The sequence below is a fragment of the Aeromicrobium sp. genome (assembly GCF_023146395.1).
Lineage (GTDB): Bacteria > Actinomycetota > Actinomycetes > Propionibacteriales > Nocardioidaceae > Aeromicrobium.
In genome coordinates, this window is record NZ_JAGLCD010000010.1 from 112,997 (window position 1) to 138,329 (window position 25,333).

The window sequence follows — 25,333 nt, forward strand, 5'->3', positions numbered from 1 at the left end:
GCACGCGGCCGGTGGGTACCCCGCCGGCATGACTCCCCTCGACCCGAACCAGAAGGACCCGAAGGACTGGACGCCGGAGGACGCCATGGCGGTCAACGCGGTGCCCGACGACGTCCGGCTCCACGCCGACCCGTCCGAGACCGAGATCGCCCAGCGCAGCGACGGTGCCGTGGTCGACCCCGAGGCGGAGCCGGAGAACCCGGTCCCCGACGAGTCGGAGCCGGACGAGCGGGCCTAGAGGTTGGCCTTCTCGGCGCCGATCGTGGTGTCGTCACCGTGCCCGGTGTGCACCACGGTCTCGTCGGGGAGGGCGAAGAGCTTCGCTCGGATCGAGGCCTCGATCGTGGGCCGGTCGCTGAAGGAGCGCCCGGTCGCGCCAGGTCCGCCGTTGAACAGGGTGTCGCCGGTGAACACCGCACCGAGGTCCGGCGCCAACAGGCAGACAGCGCCGGGAGCGTGGCCCGGCGTGTGCAGCACCGTGAGAGCCGTGTCGGCGACCTCGATCGAGAGACCGTCGGAGAGGTCGTGGTCCCAGATGATCGCGTCGCCGTGGGTGAGCTCCCAGACCGGACGGTCGTCCGGGTGCAGGTAGATCGGGGCGCCGGTGCGCTCGCGCAGCTCGGGGGCCACACGGACGTGGTCGTCGTGCGCGTGCGTGCAGATGATCGCGGTCAGCGTGCGATCGCCGACGACGGCGAGGATGTCGTCGACCGAGTGCGGGGCGTCGATCACGAGGCACTCGGTGTCGTCGCCGACGACCCAGACGTTGTTGTCGACCTGGTGGGTCTCGCCGTCGAGGCTGAAGGTGCCGGCCGTGACGGCGTGGTCGATGCGGGCCGCCATCAGAGCACCACGACCGATCGCAGCACGTCGCCGTGGTGCATCCGTTCGAACGCGGCCTCCACGGCGTCGATCGCGATCTCCTCGGTCACGAACGCGTCGAGGTCGAGGCGTCCCTGCTGGTAGAGGTCGACGAGCATCGGGAAGTCGCGGCTCGGCAGGCAGTCGCCGTACCAGCTGGACTTGAGCGAGCCGCCGCGGCCGAACACGTCGATGAGCGGGATCTCGGGCACGGTCATGTCGGGCGTGGGGACTCCCACGAGGACCACGGTGCCGGCGAGGTCGCGGGCGTAGAACGCCTGCTTCCACGTCTCCGGGCGCCCCACGGCCTCGATCACGACGTCGGCGCCCTCAGCGCCCGGGTACGTCTGGGCGGCGATCTCCTTGATGGCCTCGACCGGGTCGACCTGCGAGGAGTCGACGGTGTGGGTCGCGCCGAGCGTGCGGGCGGTCTCGAGCTTGGCGGCATCGATGTCGACCGCGATGATCGGGCTGGCACCGGCCAGCGCCGCACCGGCGATCGCGGCCACCCCGACGCCACCGCAGCCGATGACCGCGACGGAGCGCCCGCGGGTGGCGCCACCGGTGTTGATCGCGGCGCCGATGCCGGCCATGACGCCACAGCCCAGCAGGCCCACGGCCGCCGGACGCGCGGACGGGTCGACCTTGGTGCACTGGCCGGCGGCCACGAGCGTCTTCTCCGCGAATGCGCCGATGCCCAGGGCGGGGGACAGCTCCGTGCCGTCCTCGAGCGTCATCTTCTGCGTCGCGTTGAACGTGTTGAAGCAGTACTGCTGCTCCCCGCGGTTGCACGCTCGGCAGTCGCCGCACACGGCCCGCCAGTTGAGCACCACGAAGTCGCCCGGGGCGATGTCGGTGACGTCAGGTCCGACGGCCTCCACGACCCCCGCGGCCTCGTGGCCGAGCAGGAACGGGAACTCGTCGTTGATGCCGCCCTCGCGGTAGTGGAGGTCGGTGTGGCAGACACCGCATGCCTGGACCTGCACGACGGCCTCGCCCGGGCCGGGGTCGGGAACGGTGATCGTCACGAGCTCGACCGGAGCCCCCTTCGAACGGGCGATGACGGCCTTGACCTGCTGCATGGGCGTGCACTCCTTCGTCGACTGGTCGCCAGTCTGTCAGAGCCGTGAACGGTGTCACGGTGCATGGTCCTGGGGGGAGCGGGTACGGCCCAGGAAGCCGGTGGGCAGTCGGTCCACCGCGTCATCCCTGGAGGAACCATGCTGAGGAAGACCACCATCCTGGCGGCCGCCGGCATCGGCTACGTGCTCGGCACCCGCGCCGGCCGCGAGCGGTACGAGCAGATCGTGTCCGCGTTCGACGGCGTGCGCTCGAACCCACAGGTCCAGAAGGCCGCGGCCCAGGCCCAGGAGTACGCCGCCCAGCAGGCGCCCGTCGTCAAGGAGAAGGCCCAGGAGGCCGCCGCCAAGGCGAGTGGCACGGTCAAGGACGTGCTCTCCTCCGACGACGACGCGGCCCCCGACACCTCGGTCCCGGGTGCCCCGAGCGCCCGGACCCCCAAGCCGCACGGCGACCCGCTGCCGGGCACCCCGGAGAACCCGGTGGAGGCCGACCATGCCTGAGCGAGGTGCGCCGCAGGACGCCACGGTCGGCGAGCTCGCGGTGCAGCTCACCGAGCACACCAGCCGCCTGGTGCACGACGAGGTCGAGCTGGCGAAGGCCGAGCTCCGCGAGAGCGCCAGGCATGCGGGCGTCGGCGCCGGCCTGTTCGGTGCCACCGGGCTGCTCGCGGTGCTCGGGCTCGGCGCGCTCGTCGCCGCGGCGGTCGCCGCGCTGGCCCTGGTCCTCGACGTGTGGCTGGCCGCACTGGTCGTGGCAGTGATCCTGTTCGCGATCGCGGGCGTCGGCGCTCTGCTCGGTCTTGCGCAGATCAAGGAGGTCGGGCCGCCCAGCACGGCCGAGAACGTCAAGAAGGACCTGGCTGCCGCGAAGGGAGAGCACGCATGACCGGCACGGACCGTCCCGGACCCGGCGCCTCGGCCCGGGAGATCGAGGCTGACATCGAGCGCACTCGCGAGCAGCTGGCCGACACGATCGACGAGCTGGGTGACCGCCTGGCGCCCGCCCACGTGGCGGGGCGCGCCAAGGACGGTCTCGTCGGACGCTGGCCGCAGCTGGCGGTGCTGGGTGTCACCGCGGTGGCGATCGCCGTCGCCTGGCGGCGGCTCTGACCTGATTGGCCCGCAGGTTCCGCGGGTACTCCTCGGTCATGACCACCATCAGCAGAACGTTCATCGTCGACCCCCGGCCCGCCGTCGTGCTGGACTACCTCAAGGACTTCGCGAACGCCGAGGACTGGGATCCTGGCACCGAGACGTGTGTGCGTCTGGACGACGGCCCTGTCGCCGTCGGCAGCACCTGGAAGAACACGTCGAAGATCGCTGGCGTCTCGACCGAGCTCGTCTACGAGCTGACCGAGCTCACGGATGCGAAGGTCGTCTTCCATGGCGCCAACGAGACCGCCGACACGACTGACACGATCGAGGTCGTGGCGTCCGGCAGCGGTTCCGAGATCACGTACACCGCTGACATCGAGATGAGCGGAGCCGCAAAGCTGGCGACCCCGGTCGTCAAGCTCGTGTTCGAGAAGATCGGCAGCGACACCGAGGACGACATGGTCACGGTGCTCAACCGTCTGTGACGCGGCCGCGTCCACAGACGAACGAAGGCCCTGGCCCGATGTCGAATCGGGCCAGGGCCTTCCCCGCATGCGTGAAGCGGGGGTCTCAGTGGGCGGCCGGGCCGTCCGGTCGCGGTTCGGTCTGCGGCTCCGGGGCGACGTCCGGGTCGGCGGGGTCGGGCAGGCCTGGTTCGATCACGGGCTCGGCTCCGGGCACGCCCGGCTCCTGCGGCTTGACCGGCTGGGCCGGGTCAGGCGGTGCGACGGTCATGATCGCTCCTTCCGTGGTGGTCGTCCGGGGAGTACCCCGCTGCGGGCGGTTCATGCGCCGGAGAGGTCAGCTCGCCAGCTGAGTCAGTCCCATCCCGTCCCGGATCCGCTCGATCACGGCGGTCAGCCGGCGGGACACCTGCATCTGCGAGATGCCCAGCTCGCGGCCGATGTCGGCCTGCGTGCGGCCGTCGACGAACCGCATGCTGAGGAGCTGTCGGTCCTGCGCGCTGAGCTGGCGGATCGTGGGGCGGATGGCCTGCAGGTCCTCGGCGAGCTCGAGCCGGGGATCGACCGAGCCCAGGGTGTGGCCGAACGGTGGGCCGTCGCCCGGGGTCGGTGCATCGAGCGATCGCGGGGAGAAGGCGCCCAGCACCGCGTCGGCCTCGCGGAGCGCGGACTCGGGCTCGCCGATGCGATGGGCCACCTCGGCAGGTGTCGCATCGCGCGACAGCTCGGTCCGCAGGTCCTCGCGAGCGACGTTGGCCGCGGCCTGCACCTCCTGGACATGACGCCCGGGACGAACCATCCAGGCGCTGTCGCGGAAGTGACGGCGCAGCTCGCCGAGGATCGTCGGGACGGCGTAGGCGGTGAAGGAGTGTCGGTCGGCGTCGAACCGGCGCACGGCCTTCAGCAGACCCAGCCGGGCGACCTGCTCCAGGTCGTCCGTGGCGACGCCGCGACCGCGGTAGCGCCGAGCGAGGCGGCGGGCGAGGGCCAGGTTGTTCTCGAGCACCTGGTTCTGCAGCGCCTCACGGCGCGGTGACAGCTCGTCGCGAGCCTGGGTGAGAAGCCGGTGCGACTGCTCCTCGAGGGTGGTGGGAGTGGTCATGGCACGTTCCGTTCTCGAGCGAGGGAACGGCTGGAGGCTCAACCGGTGATGCATGGACGTGTCACACCACGGAACCACGGCGGGACAAACCCGGCAACGCGAGAGCGGCGTCACGACCCCGGCCGCAGAACCAGGCTCACGCTCCCGCATGGCGTCGTGTCGGCGTGCGGACTCGTGGCGGGCGGTTAGCGTCGAAGGTGAGCAATCGACGCACCCGACTCGGGAGGAGCACGCATGAGCACGCTGCAGGGAAAGAAGATCGCCGTCCTGACGTCGCAGGAGGGGGTCGAGAAGGCCGAGCTCGAGTCGCCGATCGCCGCGATCCGTGAGGCCGGGGGCACTGCCGTGCACGTTGCCCCGAAGCTGGAGCCCGTGCAGTCGATGGTCGGCGACACCGACAAGGACGCGACCTTCGACCCCGATGCGACGGTCTCCGACGTCGACGCGGCCGACTTTGACGCGCTGGTCATCCCCGGCGGCACCGTCAACGCCGACCACGTGCGCGGCGACGCGGCGTCGGTCGCGCTCGTCACGGCGTTCGTCGAGGCCAAGAAGCCCGTCGCCGCGATCTGTCACGGACCGTGGGCCCTCGTCGAGGCCGGCGTTCTGCCGGGCAAGACGCTGACCTCGTTCCCGACGCTGCAGACCGACATCGTCAACGCGGGCGGCTCGTGGGTCGACGAGACCGTCTTCCACTGCCCCGCCAACGGCTGGGACCTCATCACCTCGCGCAACCCGGACGATCTCGAGGCCTTCAACGCCACGATCGCCGAGGTCGTGGGCGGCTGACGCCGCAGACGCAGTCTGCGCGTCAGGGTCCCCACCGGCGAGGAACGAGCCGGTCAGCCCGGTCGTCGAGTGGCGTCCGAGGAACGAGGACGGCGTATCGCGTCGCTACCCGCCTGACGGTGAGCGGTCGGACCCGCCGTTGCAACCGAGTGCCCGAACCTGACCGGGTCTCGATACGCCCGCTCGCAGAGCTCGCGAGGCACTCGACCAGCGAGGTGGTGACCGCACCCGGTCAGGTGGCAGAGGTCTCCCGCACGATGTCGGTCGCCTCGAGGTCCGTCCGCAGGCCCTTCCAGACGGGATGGCGCAGATGGCCTGAGGCCGTCAGCTCGGCGTACGTGACCTCGCCGACGAGCTTCGGCGTGACCCACTGCGCGTCACGCTCGACGTCGCGCGGCACCTCCGTGAAGGGCGAGGTCTTCCGGCCCAGCCGTCCGAGTCGATGCTCCAGCTCGTGCAGGTCCCGTTCGCCGAAGCCCGAGCCGACGCGGCCGACGTACGTCACGCCGCCGTCCTCGGGAATGCCGACCAGCAGTGACCCGATCGAGCCCGCGCGTCGACCACGCCCGGGCCGCCAGCCGCCGATCACGACCGACTGCGCCGCGAGGTGCTTGATCTTGATCCACGACCGCGACCGTCGGCCGGGCAGGTAGCGCGAGCCGAGGCGCTTTGCGACGACCCCCTCGAGGCCACGGTCGCGGCTCTGGGCGATCGCCGCGTCGAGGTCGCCCTCGACCGCGGCGGGCAGGTCGACGCTGTCGAGGTCGTCCAGGCCGAGGTCCTGCAGGAGCTCGCGGCGTCGTGCGTACCCCGAGCCGATCAGGTCCTTGCCGCCGGCGCGCAGCACGTCGAACACGAGGAGACGCACGGGAACCTCCTCGCGAGCAGCGGTGATCTCGGCGCTGCGGGAGAGCTGGATGCGGTGCTGCAGCAGCGAGAAGTCCGGGGCGCCGCGACGACCGAGGGCGACGATCTCGCCGTCGAGGACGAGCGGCTGCTCCGGTTGCAGACCGGCGAGCGCCTCGGTGACCTCGGGATAGGTGGCCGCCACGGGACGTCCCGACCGGCTGAACAGCTCCACGTCGCTCCCGTCGACGACGGCGATCGTGCGGACGCCGTCCCACTTGAGCTCGAAGGCCCAGTCGCCGTCGTCCTCGACGTCCGCTGCGGAGCCGAGGGTCGCGAGCATCGGATCGACCGCCGCGTCGCGGAGCGAGGCTCGACCGGACGATCCATGCGGTTCCATGACGTGCGCGAGCCAGTTCGTGCCGGTCCGAATCAGGGCCAGCCGGCGGTGCTCCCCGCCGAGTCCGCCGTCGTGGCTGCCCCGGAGGGTCACGATGACCTCGCCGTCGTTCCACTTCTCGGTGTCGTACTCGCCGGTGTCCCAGATCAGCGACTCGCCGCCGCCGTACTCGCCCTGGGGGATCGTGCCCTCGAACGTCGCGTACTCCAGCGGGTGGTCCTCGGTGGGCACCGCGAGCCGGTTCCGCCGCGGGTCGTCGGGCAGGCCCTTGGGCAGCGCCCAGCAGCGCAGGACGCCGTCGCGCTCGAGCCGCAGGTCCCAGTGCAGGCTGCTCGCGTGGTGCTCGTGGACGACGAACAGACGGCCCTCGCCGGAGCCCTTCGGGGCCGGGGTGGCCGGCACCGGTTCAGGGGTGCGACGGGCATCGCGCTTGGACCGGTACTCGCGCAGGAGGTCGGTCTCGCGATCGGCGCCGCCCCCGTGGCCTGGCGTGTGGCCGAGCGGTGCCATCGGATCCTTGCGCCGTTTCATCCGCGCCAGCACCTCGTCCATGCGCAGCTGCCGAAGGTCGGGGTCGTTCAGCTCACGCCACGTCCGCGGCACGGCGACGTAGGGCTGCTCACCCCCTCGCAGCGAGTACGGCGCCACGGTGGTCTTGCTGCCGTTGTTCTGGCTCCAGTCGACGAGCACCTTGCCCTGGCGGTCGGTCTTGCGCATCGACGACACGACCAGGTCCGGCAGCTGCTCCTCGAGGGCCTGCGCGAGTCGCTTCGCGACGGCGTTGATCGCCTCGGCGTCGTGCGAGCCGTCCAGTGCGGCGTAGAGGTGGATGCCCTTGCTGCCGCTCGTGACGGGCACCGGGTCGAGCCCGATGTCCTTCAGCATCGCCCGGGCTCGCTTCGCGACCTCGACGCACTCCGGCAGACCGACGCCCGGCCCGGGATCGAGGTCGAGCACCAGGCGGTCGGGGTTCTCGTGATTGCCCTTCGGACCGACCCGCCACTGCGGGACGTGCAGCTCGAGCGCCGCGACCTGACCTGCCCAGGCGAGAGCGGCCTGCTCCTCGAAGCGTGGGTAGCGCGTGCGGTGGTCCCGGTGGCTGACCTCGACGCGCGGGATCCAGTCGGGTGCGGAGTCAGGCAGGTTCTTCTCGAAGAAGACCTCGCCCGGCGAGCGCTCGGTGCCCACGCCGTCGACCCAGCGCTTGCGGGTCACGATGCGCCCGGCGACGTGCGGGAGCAGGTACGGCGCGATCTCGACGTAGTAGCGGATGACATCGGCCTTGGTCGTGCCCGTAGCCGGGTACAGGACCTTGTCCGGGTGGGTCAGCCGCAGCCGGCGCCCGCCGATCTCGGTCGTGACGGGCGAGGCCACGTCACGCCGACTTCTTCGTGCCGGACGTCTTCTTCGCCGCCTTCTTCTTCGTCGTCTTCGTGGCCGGCGCCTTCTTCGCTGACGTCTTCTTGGCGGGCGCCTTCTTCTTCGCTGCGGTCTTCTTGGCCGGCGCCGTCTTCTTCGTCGTGGACTTCTTCGACAGGCTTCGCTCCAGCGCGTCCATCAGGTCGATCACGTTGTCGCCGGCGTCGTCGCCGCTGTCGTCGGTCACGAGCACCTCGGCGTCGTCGCCCTTCTCGAGCTTCTCGGCGATCAGCTCGCGCAGCTGCTCCTGGTACTCGTCGGTGAACGCGCCCGGGTCGAAGTCGTCGGACATCGACTCCACCAGCTGCGAGGCCATGTCGCGCTCGCGCTGGGAGATCCGGGGTGTGGAGCCGAGCACCTCGAACGCGGGGGAGCGGACCTCGTCGTCCCACAGCATCGTCTGCAGCACCAGGACGTCGCCGCGCACGCGGAGCGCCGCCAGACGGGTCTTGCGCCGGAGAGCGAAGCGGACGATCGCGGTGCGGTCGGTGTCCTCGAGCGCGCGTCGCAGCAGCGTGTAGGGCTTGAGGGCCTTGTCCTCCGGCTCGAGGAAGTAGGCCTTGTCGAGCCGGAGGATCTCGACCTGGTCGGCCGGCACGAACTGGACGACCTCGATCTCGTGGTCACGCTCGGCGGGAAGCAGCTCGAAGTCCTCGTCGCTCAGGACGACGCGGCGGCCGCCTTCCTCGTAGGCGCGGTCGATGTCCTCGTAGGGGACGACCTTGCCGCACTCCTCGCACCGGCGCTGGTACTTGATGCGCCCGCCGTCCTCGGCGTGCACCTGGTGCAGGGGGAGATCGTGCGACGAGGTCGCGCTGTAGACCTTCACGGGTACCGAGACCAGCCCGAAGCTGATCGCGCCCTTCCAGATGGCTCGCATGCTGTCAGTGAACCGCGATCTCAGGCCCGGTGCACGACGTGGCTCAGGGGGACGGTTCGCCGTCGGGGTCGGCCGGGATCAGGCGATCGCCGTCGGGCACGGTCTCCGGCGGCTCGACCGCGTCCTCGCCCGCCGCCGGGCGGTCGCCGTCCTCGACCTCGGAGGCGTCGGGAGACGGCTGGGTCGGCGGCGTGTCGGCATCCGGCTCGGTATCGGGGGACGTGGCGGGGCTGGTGGGCGCATGGCCGTCGGTGCCGGGACCGGCGTCGGGGTGTGTGGGGCTGTTCATGCCGGGGAGGTACCCGCCCCGGTCGACTTCACGCATGGAGGACCGTGACGGGGGTACACCGCTGGCATGAGCACTCTCACCGATGATCAGCTGACCGCCATCCAGAACGTCGTCGACCGTGTCGCGAACTACCAGGACGGCGCCCCCGAGGGCACCGTTGCCGATGAGCTGCGCAAGGGACTCGACGAGGCTGGCGTCACGCTGGACGACGCCCAGGTCGACCGTCTGGCGCAGGCCATCGACGGCGCCGACGGTGACGTCTCGGCCTCCGACGTCCTGAGCTGAGCCGCGGCGCGGCCGTCGACCCGACAGGCGGGCTTCCTCACGCGGTGGGGGAGCCCGCTTCGTCGATGGCGGTTCCGTAGGCGTCGACGAAGGCCACGAGGTCGGTGAGGAACCGCTCGCGGCGCTGCTCTGGCACCGCGGTCAGTGCCTGGCGGACGTAGCCCAGGTGCCGTTCGAATGAGCGGGCAAAGAGTGCGAGGCCGGCCTCGGTGACGACGAGGGGTCGGGCGTGGTGCTCGTCCGGGTCGGAGCGCGCCAGCAGACCCTCGCCCAGCGCGACATTGACCTGCCGGTTGACCGTGGACTGCTCCAGGCCAAGCTCCTCGGCGATCTGACGCATCGTGCGGGGCTGTCCGTCGGAGAGCAGCCAGAGCAGTCGGCGGTCGGCCACGCGGACCTCGGCCACGTCCTCGGCCGCGCGCTGGGCCCGCTCCAGCATCGCGATCGCGATGATCGCCAGGCCGGCGGGCGTCTCGCGCATGTCGTCGGTGACCCGGGTCATAGCGCTCCTCGGTAGTTCTTTGACGCAACGATGTGTAGTCTACATATCGGCGCAGGTCACCGATGCGCCCAGACTTCCCGAAGGAGCACCATGAGTGCCACCATCTCCGCGCGGCGTGTCTTCTCGCCGTCGGCCGTCATCGCCGTCCTGTGTCTCGGCAGCCTCTCCGGCGCCCTGATGCAGTCGCTGGTCATCCCGATCCAGAGCGAGCTGCCCCAGCTCCTGAACACCGATGCCAGCAGCTCGTCGTGGGCCATCACGGCGACGCTCCTCGCCGCGGCGGTCACGATGCCCGTGAGCGGCCGGCTCGCCGACATGTACGGCAAGAAGCGGGTGCTCGTCGCCTCGGCCGCTGTCCTCGCGGTCGGCTCGCTCGTCGCGGCAATGTCGAGCACCCTCGCGCCGTTCCTGGTCGGTCGCGCCCTGCAGGGCGTCGCGATGGGCTACATCCCCGTCGCGATCAGCCTCGTGCGGGAGATCGCTCCGAAGGACCGCGCCAACAGCGCCGTGGCCATGGTCAGCGCCACGCTGGGCGTCGGCGGCGCCCTGGGGCTTCCGCTCTCGGCCTGGATCGCCGACCGCTACTCCTGGCACGGGCTGTTCTGGCTCTCCACCGTGCTCGCTCTGGTGGTCCTCGCCCTCACGGTCGTGGTCGTGCCGCACGTGTCCGACGGGCACCCCGCGCACCTCGACGTCGTCGGCATCGTCGGGCTTGCCGTGGGCCTCAGCGCGGCCCTGATCGGAGTCAGCAAGGGCTCGACCTGGGGGTGGGGCGACCCCGAGACGGTCGGCAGCATCCTGGGCGGCGTCCTGGTGCTGCTGGCGTGGGGTGCGTACGAGCTGCGCCACGGCGACCCGCTCGTCGACCTGCGGATCTCGGCGCGCCGGCCGGTGCTGTTCACGAATCTCGCCGCGGTGCTGATCGGGTTCGGCATGATGGCGCAGTCGATCGTCATGCCCCAGCTCCTGCAGTTGCCGGAGGCCACGGGCTTCGGCCTGGGCCAGACGATCCTGCAGGCGGGCCTGTGGATGGCCCCCGCCGGCTTCATGATGATGCTGTTCGCACCGGTGTCGAGCGGGCTGCTGACGGCGATCGGGGCCCGCGTCACGCTGTCGATCGGCGCCGTCGTCGTGAGCCTGGGCTACGTCGCCTCGCTGCTGCTGATGGGCTCGCCGTGGCAGCTCATGATCGGTGCGATGATCGGCGCCGCCGGGGTCGGCATCGGGTACGCGGCGATGCCGACCCTGATCCTCGACAACGTCCCGGCGCACGAGGCCGGTTCCGGCGTGGGCGTCAACGCCCTGATGCGCTCGGTCGGCACGACGATCGCCGGGGCCGTGATGGCGGCGATCCTCACGAGCCGGACGATCGAGCTGGCCCCGGGCGCCACGGTGCCCAGCGAGGGCGCGTTCCAGCTCTGCTTCGTCGTCGGCGCGGGAGCCGCGCTCGCCGGGGCGCTCGTGGCCCTGCTGGTGCCGCGGCTGCGGCGCCCGGACCCGGCCGCGCAGCAGCCGGCCGGCGACGACGCGGACGTCGCGCAGACCGTGCCCGTGGGCGGGTGATCCGCCGGGCCGTGCGGGTCCTCTAGCGTGAGCGCATGACCGCAGCCCACGCCCACGCCGCTCCTGAGTCGCGGCGGCTGCGGACCATCGCGCTCCTGGTGATCGCCCCGATCGCGGTCCTGACGGTCGTCGCGATGATCTGGCTCTGGCCGTCCGGTGACACTCGGACGTCCGGCGAGGTCGCGGGCGAGCAGGTCGGCGGGCAGGTCACGGCGATCGACCCGGTCGCGTGCGACGACGGGGTGCCGGCCGAGCCCAACGGGTGCGGCACGGCCGAGGTCCGGCTCGACGACGGCGGCGGCACGATCGAGGTCGACCTGACCAACGGCAGCGGAGCTCCGGAGATCGCCGAGGGCGACTCCGTCGTCGTGCTGGTCAGCGACACCCCGGACGGTGACGTCTCCTCGATCGTCGACCACGAGCGAGGCACCCAGCTGTGGGTCCTCGTGGCCGCGTCGGCGCTCGCCCTGGTCGCCTTCGGCCGGTGGCGCGGCCTGACCGCCCTCGCCGGGCTCGTCGTGACGTTCGCGATCCTGTTCTGGTTCATCGTGCCGGCGATCCTGGACGGGGAGTCGCCGCTGCTCGTCGCCCTCGTCGGCTCCGCCGCGATCATGCTGTCGGTCCTGTACCTGACCCACGGATTCACCCTGACGACCACGGTCGCGCTGCTCGGCACCGTGGCGAGCTTCGTGCTGACCGGGCTGCTCGCGTACCTCGCGGTGGCCGCCCTGCACCTCACGGGCGTCACCGACGACCTGTCGATGGCGGTCGAGACGACCTACGGCATCGACGCGCGGGGCCTGCTGCTCGCGGGCATCGTGATCGGCTCGCTCGGCGTGCTGGACGACATCACGGTCACGCAGGCGGCCACGGTGGGCGAGCTCGCCCGTGCCAACCCGGGCTACGGGTCCCGCCAGCTCTACGGGTCGGCGAACCGGGTCGGACGAGCCCACATCGCCTCCGTCGTGAACACGATCATCCTCGCGTACGCCGGCTCGTCGCTGCCGGTCCTCGTGCTGGTCGCGGCCGACGCCGGCTCGCTCGGCGCGGCCGTGACCGACCAGTTCCTCGCCCAGGAGATCGTGCGGAGCCTCGTCGCTACGCTGGGGCTCGTCGCCGCCGTGCCGATCACGACCGGACTGGCGGCCCTGGCGTTGAGCCGGGTCGAGGAGGCGCCAGCCGCGGGTCAGGACTGAGCGGGCGCGGACGAGTGGCGCGCTCAGGTGGCGTGGTTAGCGTGGAGGCATGACCTCTCGCCACGCCCTGCTCGTCCTGACCAGCCACGACGACCTGGGAGGCGTCCGCAAGACCGGCTACTTCGTCGGTGAGGCGGCGCATCCGTGGAAGGTGTTCAGCGACGCCGGATGGACGGTCGACATCGTCTCGATCGCCGGCGGCGTCCCGCCGGAGGACGGGCGCGACGAGGACGACCCCGTGCAGGTCGAGTTCCTCCAGGACGACGCGGTCGCGCGGCAGCTCGCCGGCACCAAGCGGCTCTCGGAGGTCAGCGCGACCGACTACGACACCGTCTACTTCGTGGGCGGGCACGGCACGATGTGGGACTTCCCGACCGATCCGAGCGTGGCGGCCGTCGCCCGCACGATCTACGAGAACGACGGCGTCGTCGCCGCCGTGTGCCACGGACCCGCCGCGCTCGTGGGCATCACCCTGGGCAGCGGTCGACCGATCGTCGCGGGCAAGAAGGTCGCCGCCTTCACGAATGCCGAGGAGGAGGCCGCGGGTCTGACCGACGCGGTGCCGTTCCTGCTCGAGACCAGGCTGACCGAGCTCGGTGCCACCGTCGAGACCGGCCCGAACTTCACCGAGAACGTCGTGGTCGACGGGCGCCTGGTCACGGGCCAGAACCCGCAGTCGGCCGCCGGAGTGGCCCGCGAGGTGCTGGAGGTCCTGCACTAGGAGGTCCGTGGCTGCGTCCTCGCACGGGGTCCTTAGGCTCGGACACATGACGTCCTCCCACCCCCGCCTCGTCGATCCCTCGTGGCTGAGCGAGCACCTGGGCGACCCCTCGATCCGCATCGTCGACGCGACCGTGCACCTGCGGTTCGACGAGGACGGGGCTCACACCGAGTCCGGCCGTGAGACCTACCAGGCGGCGCACGTGCCCGGCGCGACGTTCGCCGACCAGCTCCTCGACCTGACCGAGCACGACGGTGAAGCGCCGTTCGCGGCGGCGAGGTCGGAGCACTTCGCCGAGGTCATGGGCGGGCTCGGCATCGGCAACGAGCACACGGTCGTGGTCTACGACCACGTCAACGGCATCTGGGCGACCCGCCTGTGGTGGCAGCTCGGTCTGGAGGGGCACGACGACGTCGTGGTGCTCGACGGCGGGCTCCGGGCGTGGCAGGACGCCGGGCACCCGGTCGCCACCGGGGGAGCCGTGTACCCCGCCACGACCTTCACCCCGCACCGCCGGGCCCAGCGTGCGGTCTCGACTGCCGACGTCGAGGCCGCGACCCAGGACCCGTCGGTGCTGCTGATCAACTCGCTCGCCCGGGGGTCCTTCGCCGAGGCCCGCATCCCGGGCAGCGTCAACGTCCCCTTCGACGAGCTCGTCGACGAGCAGGGGCGGCTGCGCGGCGCCGACGAGCTGCGACCGCTCTTCGATTCCGTCGGTGCTCTCGATCCGACCGTCTCGCCGGTGACGTACTGCGGGGGCGGCATCGCGGCCACCGCCGTCGCCTTCGCGCTGCAGGGCCTCGGTCGTGGCGACGTCGCGATCTACGACGGCTCCATGACGGCGTGGACGTCTGACGCGTCGCGACCGCTCGAGCGGGGCTGAGCTCAGCCCCGCATGAACTCCGCGATGAGGCGTACCGCGCGCCGGGCCTCGGGCGTGAACGTCGCCGCGGGGTAGACGTGGAACCCGCTCGGCTCGACGCGGAAGCTCAGGTCGACACCCGCGTCGAGGGCCCGTTCGCAGAACTTCAGGGTGTCGGCCAGCAGCACGTCGTGCCCGCCCTGCAGGACGAGCGTGCGGGGGAGCCCGGCCGGGTCGGCGAAGATCGGGCTCACCCGGGGGTCGGTGACCTCCCGCGGGCCGGCCCACTGTCGACCGGCCCAGGCGGCACCGGGGATGTCGAGCATCGGATCGACCTCGACCAGGCCCGGGGCGACGGGATTGGACGCTGACGGGTCGAGCCACGGCGCGATCAGCACGAGCCCGTCGACCTGCTGGCCGTGCAGGGCCAGGCTCACCGAGAGGCCGCCGCCGGCGGAGTCGCCGCCGAGGTAGACCGGTCGCCCTGCAGCGCGCTGCCGCACCGCCTCGAGCACGGGCGGCACGAAGGCGAACGCGTCGTCGACCGTGTGCTCCGGCGCCAGGCCGTACAGGGGCACCGTGACGGTCGCGCCGGTGCGCGCGACGACCTTGCCGAGGAACGCCCAGTGTGCGGGGATGATCGCGCCCACGTAGGCGCCCCCGTGCAGGTAGACGAGCTCGGTGCCGGAACCCTGCGTCCGCGGGGTCAGCGTGATGACGGGGAACCCGCCGACGGTCTCGGTCGTGACGTCGCACGTGCTGCGCAGACGTCGCGACACCTCGGCCGGACCCTCGCGCTCGGCGACGCGCTTCTGGGCCGACTCCACCGAGGTCAGGGTCTTGGGCCGCCGCGCGAGGACGGCGCGGACGAGGGACATGCTCAGTGACATGCCGTAAGGCTAGGCGAGGAGAGCGGCCACGATCGCGACGGCGGGGACCGACAGGATCGTCGAGGCGAAGATCGCGTCGCGCGCCAGCACAGTGGACCGCTCGTACCGGCTGGCGATGACGAAGATGTTCTGCGCCGTCGGCAGGGCCGCGATCACGGTGACCGCGAGCAGCTCGGCGCCGTCCAGGTCGAGGGCGTAGCGGGCGACGGCGAAAGCCACGAGGGGTTGGACGACCATCTTGAGCGTCACGATGGTCCACAGGAGCCGCGGCCGCCCCCCGGTGCCGGGCCGCGGGCCGAGTCGCAGGGAGATCCCGTAGGCGATCAGCATGCCCGGCACGGCCATGCCGCCGACCAGCTCGAGCGGGTCGTGGACGACCCGGGGCAGCGGGGTCGAGGTGACCGACAGCAGGACGCCGACGATCGAGCCGACGGTCAGCGGGTTGCGCAACGGGCGGGACGCGATCTGCCAGGGCGACAGACGCCGCTCGGCGACGGCCGAGTCGAGGATCGTCAGGGCGAGGGGTTGGAGCACGAGCATCTGGAGCAGGAGCGCCGGGGCCACGAGGGCCGCGTCACCGAGGACGTAGGCCGCGATGGGCAGGCCGAGGTTCCCGGCGTTGACGTACGACGCGGACAGCGCGCCGACGACCGTGTCGGCGAGGTCCTGCCGGAACGCGAAGCGGGCCAGCAGCACGTAGACCGTCACGACGACCAGGACCGCGGCCACCGTGGCGATCAGGTTGGCCGAGAGCACCGTCGTGACGTCGGCCTCGGACAGCACCGTGACCAGGAGCGCCGGGCTCGCGACGTAGAACGCGAGCTTCGACAGCATCTGCTGCGCCGCGAGGTCGAACAGGCCGATCCGGGCCAGGCCCCATCCGAGGGTGATGACGGCGATGATCGTCGCGAACCCCTCGACCACACCCGTCACTCGCCCCATCATCGCGCATGGGTTGCGGCCGCGATTGCTAGCGTCGCGTCATGACCTCGCCCGTGCTGATCGCCGCCCCGCTGCAGTCCGATCTGGTCGCCGAGCTCGAGCGCCGCCACGGTGCGGTCACGCAGCCGGGGCCGGGGATCACGGTCGCGGTCACGACCTCGCGCGACGGGCTCTCGGCCGAGCAGATCGCCGCACTGCCCGACCTGCGGGCCATCGTCAGCTTCGGGGTGGGCTACGACTCGATCGACCTCGACGCCGTCGAGGCGCGCGGCATCGTGGTCAGCACGACCCCGGACGTCCTGACCGACGCGGTCGCCGATCTCGCCGTGGGGCTGCTGATCGACGCGGTGCGCCGGATCAGTGCGGCGGACCGCTACGTGCGAGACGGCGCGTGGATCACACAGGGCACGTACCCCCTGACAGGTCACGTGACGGGCCGCAAGGTCGGCGTCGTCGGCCTCGGCCGGATCGGCCGGGCGATCGCCGAGCGTCTGACCGCGTTCCGGTGCGAGATCGGGTACCACAACCGGCGCGAGGCCGAGGTCGCGTACCCGTGGTTCCCCTCGGTCACCGAGCTGGCGGACTGGGCCGACGTCCTCGTGCTGGCCGCGCCCGGCGGCGGCGCGCCGCTCGTGGGCGCTCCCGAGCTCGAGGCGCTCGGCGCGGACGGACACCTGATCAACATCGGCCGTGGCAGCCTGGTCGACGAGCCTGCCCTGGTGGCGGCGCTGACCTCCGGCACGATCGCCGGCGCCGGTCTCGACGTGTTCGCCGACGAGCCGCACGTACCGCCGGAGCTGCAGGCGCTCGACTCGGTCGTGCTCGCTCCGCACGTCGGCTCGGCCACCCGTGAGACCCGGCGGGACATGGCCGACCTGGTGCTCGCGAACGTCGCGTCGTTCCTCGAGCGCGGCGTGCTCGTGACGCCGCTCTCGTAGTCTGAGCCGGTGCTCGAGGGGACGGGAGGCGACGCGACCTCCCTGGAGCGACGCCTGCTGCGCTGGGCGCGCTCGCGGCTCGAGGGCGCCCCGACGACCGGGTGGCGGGGGTACGGCGTCGAGCTGCTCGTCTTCGGGGTCAAGCAGGCCTGGGCCTGCGTGTTCGGGGCCCTGCTGCTGCTCGTGCTCGTCGTCACGGCGTTGACCTGGCCCGAGGACGCGGCGCTCCACCGCAACGACCTGCTGGTGCTTCTGGCCGTCGCGATCCAGGTCTTCATGGTGCTGGGCCGCCTCGAGACCGGCCGCGAGCTCTGGGTCGTCGTGCTGTTCCACGTCGCGGGCACCGGGATGGAGCTGTTCAAGACCTCCGTCGGGTCGTGGAGCTACGAGCCGGGCGGGGTGCTGCACCTCGGATCGGTCCCGCTCTACAGCGGCTTCATGTACGCCGCGGTCGGCTCCTACCTCGTGCGCGTCATGCGCCTGTTCGACCTGCGCTTCGACCGGTACCCGCGGCTCTGGGCGACGACGCTGGTCGCGCTCGGGATCTACGTCAACTTCTTCACGCACCACTACGTGGTCGACGCGCGCTACGTGCTGCTCGCCGCGGTCGTCGTGCTGTGGGGGCGGTGCACGATGCACTTCCGGGTGCACCGCCACGTGCTGCGGATGCCGGTCGTCGTGGCGTTCGGGCTCGTGGCGTTCTTCATCTGGATCGCCGAGAACGTCGCCACGGCGGCCGGTGCGTGGTTCTACCCGAGCCAGCTCGACGGCTGGGAGCTGGTGCCGCTCACGAAGTTCGTGTCGTGGTTCCTGCTCATGATCGTCTCGGTCGTGCTCGTGACGTTCGTCTACCGCCCGCGACCGCCGTAGGCCTGACCGCGGTCGAGACGGATCGCTCCGGTGCCACGCCCGGCCAGGACGTCGTCGGGGTTGTAGAGCGTGCACGAGCGCAGCGACAGGCAGCCGCACCCGATGCAGCCGTCGAGGTCGTCGCGCAGCGACTCGAGCCGGCTGATGCGGGCATCGAGCTCGGTGCGCCACGTGCGCGAGAGCCGGGCCCAGTCCTGCTTGGTCGGCGTGCGGCCCTCGGGCAGGGTCGCGAGCGAGGCGGCGATGTCGGCGAGCGGGATGCCGACGCGCTGCGACACCCGGATGAAGCCGATGCGGCGCAGGACGTCGCGGCGGTACCGGCGCTGGTTGCCGGCCGTGCGCTCGCTCTCGATGAGTCCGTTGCGCTCGTAGAAGTGCAGGGCGGAGATCGCCACGCCCGAACGGGTCGCGACCTCGCCTGGGGTCAGCAGGTGGCGTGTCGACGTCATTTGACCTCAACTTTAGTTGAGGTTGTTCGATCGGTCCATGCGAGCGATCAGACATCACCGGCTCGGCCCTCCCGACGTCCTCGTGCTCGTCGTCGGTGCACCCCAGTGACCGCCACCGAGGCTCGCGTGGGGGCGAGCTCCCCGTGGGACCGCCAGCACGCGGGCGTCACGCTCGGCGTCTTCTCGCTCGCGTTCCTGTTCGCCTTCGAGGCCCTGGCCGTGGCGACCGTGATGCCCGAGGTCGTGCGCGACCTCGACGGGCTGTCGCTGTACGCCGTGGCGTTCGCGGCGCCGCTCGCGACCTCGATCCTGGCGCTGGTCGTGGCCGGTCCCGCGGCCGACCGGCACGGCCCCGTCCCGGTGCTGAACGGGGGACTCGTCGTGTTCTGCGCGGGCGTCCTGGTCGCCGGGCTGGCGCCGTCGATGCCGGTGTTCCTGCTCGGGCGCCTGCTGCACGGCGCGGGCGGGGGCGCGCTCGGTGTCGCGCTCTACGTCGTGATCGCCGAGGCCTATCCGCGCGAGCTGCGCCCGCGGGTCTTCGCGATCCTCACGAGCGCCTGGGTCCTGCCGGCCGTCGTCGGTCCGAGCATCGCGGCCGCGGTCGCGGCAGCCGTGGGATGGCGGTGGGTGTTCCTCGGCGTGCCGGTCCTCGCGGTCGCCGCCTGGTGGCTCGTGCGATCGGCGGGGGTGCAGCACGACGCGAGCGACCCCGTGTCGCCCGCGCGGCGGCGGGTCCTGCTGGCCGCGCTCGCCGCGGCCGGCGTCCTCGCGGTGAGCGCCGGCGGACAGCGCGGATTCAGCGGCTGGCCGCTCCTGGTCGCGGCTGGCCTCGTGCTGGTCCTCGCTGCTGGCCTGCGGCTGCTGCCGCGCGGTGCCTGGAGCGGCGCCCGCGGGGTGCCCAGCATGCTCGGCACCCGTGGCGCGGTGGGGGCGTCCTTCACCCTCGCCGAGGTCAACCTGCCGCTGCTGCTCGTGCTGGGGCGCGACCTGCCGCTCGTCGCGGTCGGAGCGGTGCTGACGTCCGGCGCCGTGACGTGGTGCCTGGGCGCGGTCCTGGCCGCACGGTGGAGCCGACTCGGCGACCAGGTCCTCCGGGTCCGCCTCGGAGCGGTCCTGGTCGCCGCGGGCATCGCCGGGTCGACGCTCGCCGGCGTGCCCGCGGTTCCGCTCGTGCTCCCGGTCCTGGCCTGGGGCGTCGCGGGGCTGGGCATCGGCATGACGTTCTCGACGATCTCGGTGCTCGTCCTCGACGCTGCCGCGGGTGGCAGCTATGGCGTCAGCTCATCGGCGCTGCAGCTCAACGACTACCTCGTCACGAGCACCGTGCTGGCGGTCGGCAGCGTCGTCTTCGCCGGCTTCGTCGGGTCCGCGCCGGTCGCCGGCGCGGTGCTGCTCGTGGGACTCGCGGTCGGTGTCGCCCTGCTGGCGTCGTTGACCGCGGCCCGGATCCGGACCACCTAGAACGGTGGCCAGGGCACGGCGGGCATGGAGCCGCTCGGGGCCGGGAAGCTCGCCGCCGCGTGCAGACGGTCGCACCGCTCGGCGAGCGCCTCGATCTCCTCCGCACTCACGTGCTCGGCCAGGGCCGCTCCGAGGTCGCCGACCAGGGCCTCCCGGACCCGGTCGACCCCCGCGAGCTCCTCGTCGGTGAGAGGGTCGCCGAGCCAGCCCCACAGCACGGTGCGCAGCTTCGGCTCGGCGTGGAAGGTCAGGCCATGGTCGATGCCGTGCCGGTGTCCGTCGGGCATCTCCAGCACGTGGCCGCCCTTGCGGTCGGCGTTGTTGGCCACGACGTCGAACACCGCCATGCGACGCAGGGCCGTGGACTCCTCGTGCACGAGGGAGACCACGCGCTCCTGCGCGTCGAGGCCGTCGAAGACGTGGTGCCAGCCGTCGGGCACCTTCCCGGCCGGCACGATCGTGACGGCCTCCTGCGTCGCGTCCGGCTCCCGCCAGAGCTGCACCATCCCGGGACCGAGCGGGCCGTCGCGCAACCACGTGCGCGGCACGAGGTCCCACCCCATGACCTCCGACACCAGGTAGGCGGCGACCTCACGCCCGGCCAAGGTGCCGTCCGGGAAGTCCCACAGAGGCTGCTCGCCCGCGACGGGCTTGTACACGACGTCGACCGCGTCCTCGCCCGCGCCGATCCGGCCTGCCAGCGTCACGTTCGACGCGGTGCGGATCTGCGCCATGAGCACCAGCTCGTCGCGGGCGAGGTCCGGGCTCACTGGAACCCGTCGGGCAGCTCACAGACGTGGTCGTCCTCCATGGGCTCCCCGCACAGCGAGCACACCGGCCGGCCCGCGCCGACGATGTCGCGCGCCCGCTTGGCGAAGGCCCGCGCGCTGCCGACCGGGATCTTGACGCGCAGCATCTCGTCCGGCTCGAGCTCGATCTCGACGATGGTCTCGTCGAACTCCGGGACGATGTCGTCGAGCGCGATCTCGGCGATCGCGAACGCCTCGATCACGATCTGCGAGGTCGCCGGGTCCCAGCCGAGACTCATGGTGCCCGCACGGAAGAGGTCGAGGACAGGCTCGTCGAGGGGGTCGACGTCGTCGAGCTCGGCCGGGGTGCCGCTCGGCACGCTGAACGGGTTGCCCTCCTCGGCCATCAGGGTGTCGAGCACCTCGTCGATGCGGTCGGCGAGGGCGGCCGCCTGCTGCTTCTCGAGCGAGACGCTCAGGATCTCGGGTCCTGTCCTGACCTGCAGGAAGAAGGTGCGCTGCCCGGGTTCGCCGAGGGTGCCGACCACGAAGCGGTCCGGCCAGTCGAAGGCGTGCACGGTGGGGGACATGCGTCCCATGCTAGGAGCGTCCCCCTGGCGACGCCGCGGGCCCGGCTCCTCCGCCCACTGCGGCGTCCTCGTCCGGAGCGTCGGCGCCTGGCGTCGGGGCGAGCCACGCGAGGTCGCCGGCGTGGGTGTTGACGCTGACGACCTGGGGTCGCGAGCGCCCGTACCGGATGATCGTGACCGATGCCGGATCGGCCTGGACCCGCTGGAACAGGTCCAGGTGCATGCCGTAGGCGTCGGCGACGACGGCCTTGATGATGTCGCCGTGGCTCACGGCCACCCAGACGGCGCCCGCCCCGTGCTCGGCCTCGATCGCGGCGTCGTGCGCCCGGATCGCGGCGACCGAGCGCGACTGCATGTGGTGGATCGACTCCCCGCCAGGGAAGTGCGCGGCGGACGGGTGCCGCTGCACCGTCGTCCAGAGCTCCTCGCCCGCGAGCTCCGCGAGCGGCCGTCCCTGCCAGTCGCCGTAGTCGCACTCCGAGATGGCCTCGTCGACCGTGACCTCCGGCGGCGCGACCTGGCGGCGGCGGATCTCCTCGATCGTCTGGCGGCAGCGGTCGAGCGGGCTCGACACGAGGGCCGCGAGCGGCACGACCGCGAGGCGCTCGCCCGTCGCGGCGGCCTGCTCCTCACCGGTCTCGTCGAGCAGGACGCCCGGGGTGCGACCGGCGAGCACGCCGGTCGCGTTGGCGGTCGTCCGGCCGTGGCGGACGAGGATCACGGTGGCCATGGTGCGAGCCTAGGTCCCTCTGGAAAGGTGCTGCCATGAGCATCGACGTCGAACGCCGGGGGCCGGTCACGGTCGTCACGATCAACCGACCCGAGGTCCGCAACGCGGTCGACACCGAGCACGCGCACGCGCTGCACGCGGCGTTTCGCGCGTTCGACGCCGACGGCACCGCGAGCGTCGCGGTCCTGGCCGGCGCCGGCGGCACGTTCTGCGCGGGGGCCGACCTCGACGCCGTGAGCGCGGGGCGGATGCACGTCGAGCCGCCGGGAGGCGACGAGGTGCCTGGCCCCATGGGCCCCACGCGCCTGCTGCTCGGCAAGCCAGTCGTGGCCGCGGTCGACGGACACGCCGTCGCCGGCGGCCTCGAGCTCGCGCTGTGGTGCGACCTGCGGGTCGTCGACCCCGCTGCGGTGTTCGGCGTCTACTGCCGGCGCTGGGGCGTGCCCCTGATCGACGGGGGCACGGTGCGGCTGCCGCGGCTGATCGGCCAGTCCCGCGCGCTCGACCTGGTCCTGACCGGGCGGGCGGTCGAGGCCGAGGAGGCCGCGTCGATCGGCCTGGCCAACCGGATCAGTCCTGCGGGCGGGGTGCTGGAGGCCGCGGTCGAGCTCGCCGGAGAGCTTGCGGCGTTCCCGCAGACCTGCCTGCGTCGCGACCGGCTCTCGACCTACGAGCAGGACGGTCTCGACCTGCCGGACGCGATCGACCGCGAGTGGGAGCACGGGCTCGTGTCGCTGCGGGAAGCCACCGAGGGGGCGGCCCGGTTCGCCGGCGGCGAGGGCCGGCACGGCTCGTTCAGCTGACGGGGCGGACCTTCGAGGCGGCCTCGGTGGCCCGCGCTCGCGCCTCGTCGGTCGTGTCCGCGCCGGCGACGGCGACCCCCATGCGGCGGCGAAGGAAGCTCTCGGGCTTGCCGAACAGCCGCAGGTCGCTCTCGGGCACCGTCAGGGCCTCCGCGACGCCCTCGAACGCGATTCCGGGGGCCTCGACCCCGCCGTAGACCACGGCCGAGGCGCCGGGACGGCGCAGCGTCGGATCGACGGGCAGACCCAAGATCGCGCGGGCGTGCAGCTCGAACTCGTTCTGCCGCTGGGTCGCGAGCGTGACCAGGCCGGTGTCGTGCGGCCGCGGGCTGACCTCGGAGAAGATCACGTCGTCCCCGCGCACGAACAGCTCGACGCCGAACAGCCCCCGTCCGCCGAGGGCTCCCGTGATGCGCGCGGCCTGGTCGCGGGCCGCCGCGAGGGCGGCCTCGCTCATCGCCTGCGGCTGCCACGACTCGACGTAGTCGCCGTCGACCTGGCGGTGCCCGATCGGGTCGCAGAAGAACGTCTCGACCTCGCCCGACGAACCGACCGCGCGCACCGTGAGCTGGGTGATCTCGTAGTCGAAGTCGACGAAGCCCTCGACGATGACCCGTCCGGAGTCGACCCGTCCGCCCTCGGCGGCGTACGCCCACGCGCCGGCGACGTCAGCGGCCGAGCGCACGACGCTCTGGCCCTTGCCCGAGGAGGACATGACCGGCTTCACGACGCACGGGAACCCCACGGCCTCGGCGCCGGCGGCGAGCTCCTCGGCGGAGTCGGCGAAGCGGTAGGGCGAGGTCGGCAGCCCGATCTCCTCGGCGGCGAGCCGGCGGATGCCCTCGCGATTCATCGTCAGCGAGGTCGCCCGGGCCGTCGGGATCACCGTCGCGCGGCCGGAGGCCTCGATCTCGAGCAGCGCCTCGGTGGCGATCGCCTCGATCTCGGGCACCACGAGGTGGGGCCGCTCGGCCTCGACGACCGCGTGCACCGCGGCCACGTCGGTCATGTCGATCACGTGGCTGCGGTGGGCGACCTGCATCGCCGGCGCATCGGGGTACCGGTCGACCGCGATGGTCTCGACGCCGAGCCGCTGCAGCGCGATCGTCACCTCCTTGCCGAGCTCGCCGGATCCGAGGAGGAGGACACGGGTGGCCGTCGGGCTGAGCGGGGTACCGATCGTCATGGGGCCATCATGGTGCCGTGAGCCCGCCGCCCGTCAGCCCCCCTCCGGTCATCGAGGTCGTCGCGGCCGTGGTCGTCGCGGCGGACGGCCGGACCCTGCTCGTGCGCAAGCGCGGCACCGCTGCGTACATGAACCCCGGTGGCAAGCCCGAGCCGGGCGAGTCGCACCGCGACGCGCTGGTGCGCGAGCTCCAGGAGGAGATCGGCCTCCTGGTCGACCCGGCGGCGCTCGAGCCGCTCGGCAGCTTCGAGACCGACGCGGCCAACGAGCCCGGCCACGCGTTGCTCGCGCACGTGTTCGTGCTCGACCTGGCCTCGACCGAGCACCGGGTCGCCGCCGAGATCGAGGAGTCCCGCTGGGTCGAGCCCGGCGCCCCCGGTGCGCTCCCGCTCGCGCCCCTCGCGGCCGAGCACCTCCTGCCGTGGCTGGTCAGAGGTCGGCGATGACGATCCTGCCCATGCCCATCAGCGCCGCGTAGGCGCCCGGTCGCTGCAGGAGGTCGCCGAGGTTCGACGGCACGACCTGCCAGCTGACGCCGAACTCGTCCTGGCACCAGCCGCACCGTTCGGCCTCGGGCACCCGCGACAGCTCGCTCCACACGCGGTCGAGCTCCTCCTGGCCGTCACACGCCACGACGAACGAGATCGCCGGGCTGAACGGGGTGTCCATCACGGCCCCGGAGTCCATCGCCGCGAGCCGCGACCCGCCGACCTGGGCGTCGCCGTACATCAGGTCGCCGGCGGCGGCCGGGCCGGTCGGCTCGGGGTAGAGCGCGAGGGTGCCGACCGCACCGCCGAACACCGCCACGTACCGCCGCAGCGCCTCCTCCGCCCGTCCCACGGCGTCGCCGGTGAACAGCAGCGACGGCGTGACGGCGGGCCCCGGCGCAGCGTCGGCCCCGGCGAGCGCGAGCTGCCAGGAGACCCCGTGCCGGTCCTCGACCCAGCCGTAGAGCTCGCTGAACGGATACGGCCCGAGCTCCATCAGCACACGACCGCCGTCGGACAGCGCGGCCCACACCGCGGTCACCGCCGCGCGGTCCGGCAGGGCGAGCGAGAACGAGATCGCCGGATTCGGCCGGAACGCCGGCCCGCCGTTGATCGCGGTCAGGGCCACTCCGCCGATCTCGAAATCGACCGTGAGGACCTGTCCCGCGAACGACTTCTGGGCGTCGCTGAGCCCCTCGGTCGGGTAGTGCGACGTGGCGGTCACGCGCGCGCCGCCGGGCACGACGGGGTCGAACACCGCGACGTAGTGGTCGATCGCCTCGCCGGCGCCCTCGGCGAACCACAGGCTGGGCGTGATCGTCTGGGCCATGTCCCTCACCTCGCAAGATCGCCGACGTGCCGGCTCGCTGCTAGCCTCCCAC

General features: G+C 72.2%; 32 protein-coding genes. 16 read left to right on the plus strand and 16 right to left on the minus strand.

What is annotated here, in order from left to right:
- The first annotated feature begins 28 nt into the window (after positions 1-28).
- Positions 29-238, plus strand: a complete 210-nt coding sequence (locus KAG51_RS09115) for a hypothetical protein (RefSeq protein WP_290582851.1) — start codon at positions 29-31, stop codon at positions 236-238.
- Here the strand turns inward: KAG51_RS09115 and KAG51_RS09120 are convergent.
- Positions 235-843: an MBL fold metallo-hydrolase gene (locus KAG51_RS09120; protein ID WP_290582853.1), complete on the minus strand. Its 609-nt coding sequence runs from the start codon at positions 841-843 to the stop codon at positions 235-237. The two genes, KAG51_RS09115 and KAG51_RS09120, sit on opposite strands and share 4 nt — an antisense overlap.
- Complete coding sequence (locus KAG51_RS09125) at positions 843-1,943, minus strand: S-(hydroxymethyl)mycothiol dehydrogenase (RefSeq protein WP_290582855.1); 1,101 nt, start codon at positions 1,941-1,943, stop codon at positions 843-845. Before KAG51_RS09125 ends, KAG51_RS09120 begins: the two co-directional genes overlap by 1 nt.
- Before the next feature lie 138 nt (positions 1,944-2,081).
- Between KAG51_RS09125 and KAG51_RS09130 the strand changes: the two genes are divergently transcribed.
- Genes KAG51_RS09130 through KAG51_RS09145 form a run of 4 tightly spaced genes read left to right on the plus strand, consistent with a single transcriptional unit; the run spans position 2,082 to position 3,523 of the window.
- A complete protein-coding gene (locus tag KAG51_RS09130) occupies positions 2,082-2,444 on the plus strand; it encodes a hypothetical protein (protein WP_290582857.1) in 363 nt (120 codons plus the stop codon).
- A complete protein-coding gene (locus KAG51_RS09135; protein WP_290582859.1) occupies positions 2,437-2,829 on the plus strand; it encodes a phage holin family protein in 393 nt (130 codons plus the stop codon). Before KAG51_RS09130 ends, KAG51_RS09135 begins: the two co-directional genes overlap by 8 nt.
- Positions 2,826-3,053 carry a DUF3618 domain-containing protein gene (locus tag KAG51_RS09140; protein ID WP_290582861.1) on the plus strand — a complete coding sequence of 76 codons (228 nt, stop codon included), beginning with the start codon at positions 2,826-2,828 and terminating at the stop codon, positions 3,051-3,053. Before KAG51_RS09135 ends, KAG51_RS09140 begins: the two co-directional genes overlap by 4 nt.
- A gap of 38 nt (positions 3,054-3,091) precedes the next feature.
- Positions 3,092-3,523: an SRPBCC family protein gene (locus KAG51_RS09145; RefSeq protein ID WP_290582863.1), complete on the plus strand. Its 432-nt coding sequence runs from the start codon at positions 3,092-3,094 to the stop codon at positions 3,521-3,523.
- Between the two features lie 85 nt (positions 3,524-3,608).
- Here KAG51_RS09145 and KAG51_RS09150 read toward each other — a convergent pair whose 3' ends face one another.
- Both KAG51_RS09150 and KAG51_RS09155 read right to left on the minus strand, forming a co-directional pair.
- Positions 3,609-3,773 (minus strand): hypothetical protein, encoded by a 165-nt coding sequence (locus KAG51_RS09150; protein WP_290582865.1) that lies wholly within the window; start codon positions 3,771-3,773, stop codon positions 3,609-3,611.
- A gap of 66 nt (positions 3,774-3,839) precedes the next feature.
- Positions 3,840-4,604, minus strand: coding sequence for a sigma-70 family RNA polymerase sigma factor (locus KAG51_RS09155; protein ID WP_290582867.1), 765 nt, complete (start codon positions 4,602-4,604; stop codon positions 3,840-3,842).
- A gap of 234 nt (positions 4,605-4,838) precedes the next feature.
- Here KAG51_RS09155 and KAG51_RS09160 point away from each other — a divergent pair, with 234 nt between their 5' ends.
- The gene (locus KAG51_RS09160) at positions 4,839-5,393 is read left to right on the plus strand and encodes a type 1 glutamine amidotransferase domain-containing protein (protein ID WP_290582869.1); all 555 of its coding nucleotides are present in this window, start codon (positions 4,839-4,841) and stop codon (positions 5,391-5,393) included.
- 232 nt (positions 5,394-5,625) lie between these two features.
- On the opposite strand, the gene KAG51_RS09165 is transcribed toward KAG51_RS09160, so the two are convergent.
- Genes KAG51_RS09165 through KAG51_RS09175 form a run of 3 tightly spaced genes read right to left on the minus strand, consistent with a single transcriptional unit; the run spans position 5,626 to position 9,263 of the window.
- Positions 5,626-8,013 carry an ATP-dependent DNA ligase gene (locus KAG51_RS09165; protein ID WP_290582871.1) on the minus strand — a complete coding sequence of 796 codons (2,388 nt, stop codon included), beginning with the start codon at positions 8,011-8,013 and terminating at the stop codon, positions 5,626-5,628.
- A 1-nt stretch (position 8,014) separates the two neighbouring features.
- Positions 8,015-8,938, minus strand: coding sequence for a Ku protein (locus KAG51_RS09170; protein ID WP_290582873.1), 924 nt, complete (start codon positions 8,936-8,938; stop codon positions 8,015-8,017).
- Positions 8,939-8,981: 43 nt separating this feature from the next.
- The gene (locus KAG51_RS09175) at positions 8,982-9,263 is read right to left on the minus strand and encodes a hypothetical protein (protein ID WP_290582875.1); all 282 of its coding nucleotides are present in this window, start codon (positions 9,261-9,263) and stop codon (positions 8,982-8,984) included.
- A 30-nt stretch (positions 9,264-9,293) separates the two neighbouring features.
- Between KAG51_RS09175 and KAG51_RS09180 the strand changes: the two genes are divergently transcribed.
- Complete coding sequence (locus tag KAG51_RS09180) at positions 9,294-9,512, plus strand: hypothetical protein (protein WP_290582877.1); 219 nt, start codon at positions 9,294-9,296, stop codon at positions 9,510-9,512.
- A 37-nt stretch (positions 9,513-9,549) separates the two neighbouring features.
- Here KAG51_RS09180 and KAG51_RS09185 read toward each other — a convergent pair whose 3' ends face one another.
- Complete coding sequence (locus KAG51_RS09185) at positions 9,550-10,014, minus strand: MarR family winged helix-turn-helix transcriptional regulator (protein WP_290582879.1); 465 nt, start codon at positions 10,012-10,014, stop codon at positions 9,550-9,552.
- 90 nt (positions 10,015-10,104) lie between these two features.
- On the opposite strand from KAG51_RS09185, the gene KAG51_RS09190 reads away from it, so the two are divergent.
- The 4 genes from KAG51_RS09190 to KAG51_RS09205 are packed head-to-tail and all read left to right on the plus strand — an operon-like array spanning position 10,105 to position 14,377.
- Complete coding sequence (locus KAG51_RS09190; protein ID WP_290582881.1) at positions 10,105-11,577, plus strand: MFS transporter; 1,473 nt, start codon at positions 10,105-10,107, stop codon at positions 11,575-11,577.
- A 35-nt stretch (positions 11,578-11,612) separates the two neighbouring features.
- Entirely contained in the window at positions 11,613-12,773 is a 1,161-nt protein-coding gene (locus KAG51_RS09195; protein ID WP_290582883.1) for a YibE/F family protein, read from the plus strand.
- A 49-nt stretch (positions 12,774-12,822) separates the two neighbouring features.
- Entirely contained in the window at positions 12,823-13,494 is a 672-nt protein-coding gene (locus tag KAG51_RS09200) for a type 1 glutamine amidotransferase domain-containing protein (protein WP_290582885.1), read from the plus strand.
- 46 nt (positions 13,495-13,540) lie between these two features.
- Complete coding sequence (locus KAG51_RS09205) at positions 13,541-14,377, plus strand: sulfurtransferase (protein WP_290582886.1); 837 nt, start codon at positions 13,541-13,543, stop codon at positions 14,375-14,377.
- Between the two features lie 2 nt (positions 14,378-14,379).
- Here the strand turns inward: KAG51_RS09205 and KAG51_RS09210 are convergent, their stop codons facing one another.
- Positions 14,380-15,246, minus strand: a complete 867-nt coding sequence (locus KAG51_RS09210; RefSeq protein WP_290582888.1) for an alpha/beta hydrolase fold domain-containing protein — start codon at positions 15,244-15,246, stop codon at positions 14,380-14,382.
- Positions 15,247-15,255: 9 nt separating this feature from the next.
- Positions 15,256-16,179, minus strand: coding sequence for an AEC family transporter (locus KAG51_RS09215; RefSeq protein ID WP_290582890.1), 924 nt, complete (start codon positions 16,177-16,179; stop codon positions 15,256-15,258).
- Positions 16,180-16,229: 50 nt separating this feature from the next.
- Here KAG51_RS09215 and KAG51_RS09220 point away from each other — a divergent pair, with 50 nt between their 5' ends.
- Positions 16,230-17,126: a 2-hydroxyacid dehydrogenase gene (locus tag KAG51_RS09220; protein ID WP_290582892.1), complete on the plus strand. Its 897-nt coding sequence runs from the start codon at positions 16,230-16,232 to the stop codon at positions 17,124-17,126.
- 9 nt (positions 17,127-17,135) lie between these two features.
- Positions 17,136-17,996, plus strand: coding sequence for a DUF817 domain-containing protein (locus KAG51_RS09225; protein WP_290582894.1), 861 nt, complete (start codon positions 17,136-17,138; stop codon positions 17,994-17,996).
- On the opposite strand, the gene soxR is transcribed toward KAG51_RS09225, so the two are convergent.
- On the minus strand, positions 17,975-18,445 hold the full coding sequence (gene soxR / locus KAG51_RS09230) for a redox-sensitive transcriptional activator SoxR (protein ID WP_290582896.1): 471 nt from the start codon (positions 18,443-18,445) through the stop codon (positions 17,975-17,977). The two genes, KAG51_RS09225 and soxR, sit on opposite strands and share 22 nt — an antisense overlap.
- A gap of 105 nt (positions 18,446-18,550) precedes the next feature.
- Between soxR and KAG51_RS09235 the strand changes: the two genes are divergently transcribed.
- A complete protein-coding gene (locus KAG51_RS09235) occupies positions 18,551-19,906 on the plus strand; it encodes an MFS transporter (protein WP_290582898.1) in 1,356 nt (451 codons plus the stop codon).
- On the opposite strand, the gene KAG51_RS09240 is transcribed toward KAG51_RS09235, so the two are convergent.
- The 3 genes from KAG51_RS09240 to KAG51_RS09250 are packed head-to-tail and all read right to left on the minus strand — an operon-like array spanning position 19,903 to position 21,975.
- Complete coding sequence (locus KAG51_RS09240; protein ID WP_290582900.1) at positions 19,903-20,676, minus strand: SCO1664 family protein; 774 nt, start codon at positions 20,674-20,676, stop codon at positions 19,903-19,905. The genes KAG51_RS09235 and KAG51_RS09240 overlap by 4 nt on opposite strands.
- Positions 20,673-21,245 (minus strand): DUF3090 domain-containing protein, encoded by a 573-nt coding sequence (locus KAG51_RS09245; RefSeq protein WP_290582902.1) that lies wholly within the window; start codon positions 21,243-21,245, stop codon positions 20,673-20,675. The genes KAG51_RS09240 and KAG51_RS09245 overlap by 4 nt, the downstream gene beginning before the upstream one ends.
- Positions 21,246-21,255: 10 nt before the next feature.
- Positions 21,256-21,975 carry a histidine phosphatase family protein gene (locus KAG51_RS09250; RefSeq protein WP_290582904.1) on the minus strand — a complete coding sequence of 240 codons (720 nt, stop codon included), beginning with the start codon at positions 21,973-21,975 and terminating at the stop codon, positions 21,256-21,258.
- A gap of 35 nt (positions 21,976-22,010) precedes the next feature.
- On the opposite strand from KAG51_RS09250, the gene KAG51_RS09255 reads away from it, so the two are divergent.
- The gene (locus KAG51_RS09255; RefSeq protein ID WP_290582906.1) at positions 22,011-22,778 is read left to right on the plus strand and encodes a crotonase/enoyl-CoA hydratase family protein; all 768 of its coding nucleotides are present in this window, start codon (positions 22,011-22,013) and stop codon (positions 22,776-22,778) included.
- On the opposite strand, the gene purT is transcribed toward KAG51_RS09255, so the two are convergent.
- A complete protein-coding gene (purT, locus tag KAG51_RS09260; protein WP_290582908.1) occupies positions 22,771-23,964 on the minus strand; it encodes a formate-dependent phosphoribosylglycinamide formyltransferase in 1,194 nt (397 codons plus the stop codon). The two genes, KAG51_RS09255 and purT, sit on opposite strands and share 8 nt — an antisense overlap.
- 17 nt (positions 23,965-23,981) lie before the next feature.
- Here purT and KAG51_RS09265 point away from each other — a divergent pair, with 17 nt between their 5' ends.
- Positions 23,982-24,410: an NUDIX domain-containing protein gene (locus KAG51_RS09265; protein ID WP_290582910.1), complete on the plus strand. Its 429-nt coding sequence runs from the start codon at positions 23,982-23,984 to the stop codon at positions 24,408-24,410.
- On the opposite strand, the gene KAG51_RS09270 is transcribed toward KAG51_RS09265, so the two are convergent.
- On the minus strand, positions 24,394-25,281 hold the full coding sequence (locus tag KAG51_RS09270; RefSeq protein ID WP_290582912.1) for a VOC family protein: 888 nt from the start codon (positions 25,279-25,281) through the stop codon (positions 24,394-24,396). The genes KAG51_RS09265 and KAG51_RS09270 overlap by 17 nt on opposite strands.
- Positions 25,282-25,333 lie beyond the last annotated feature (52 nt).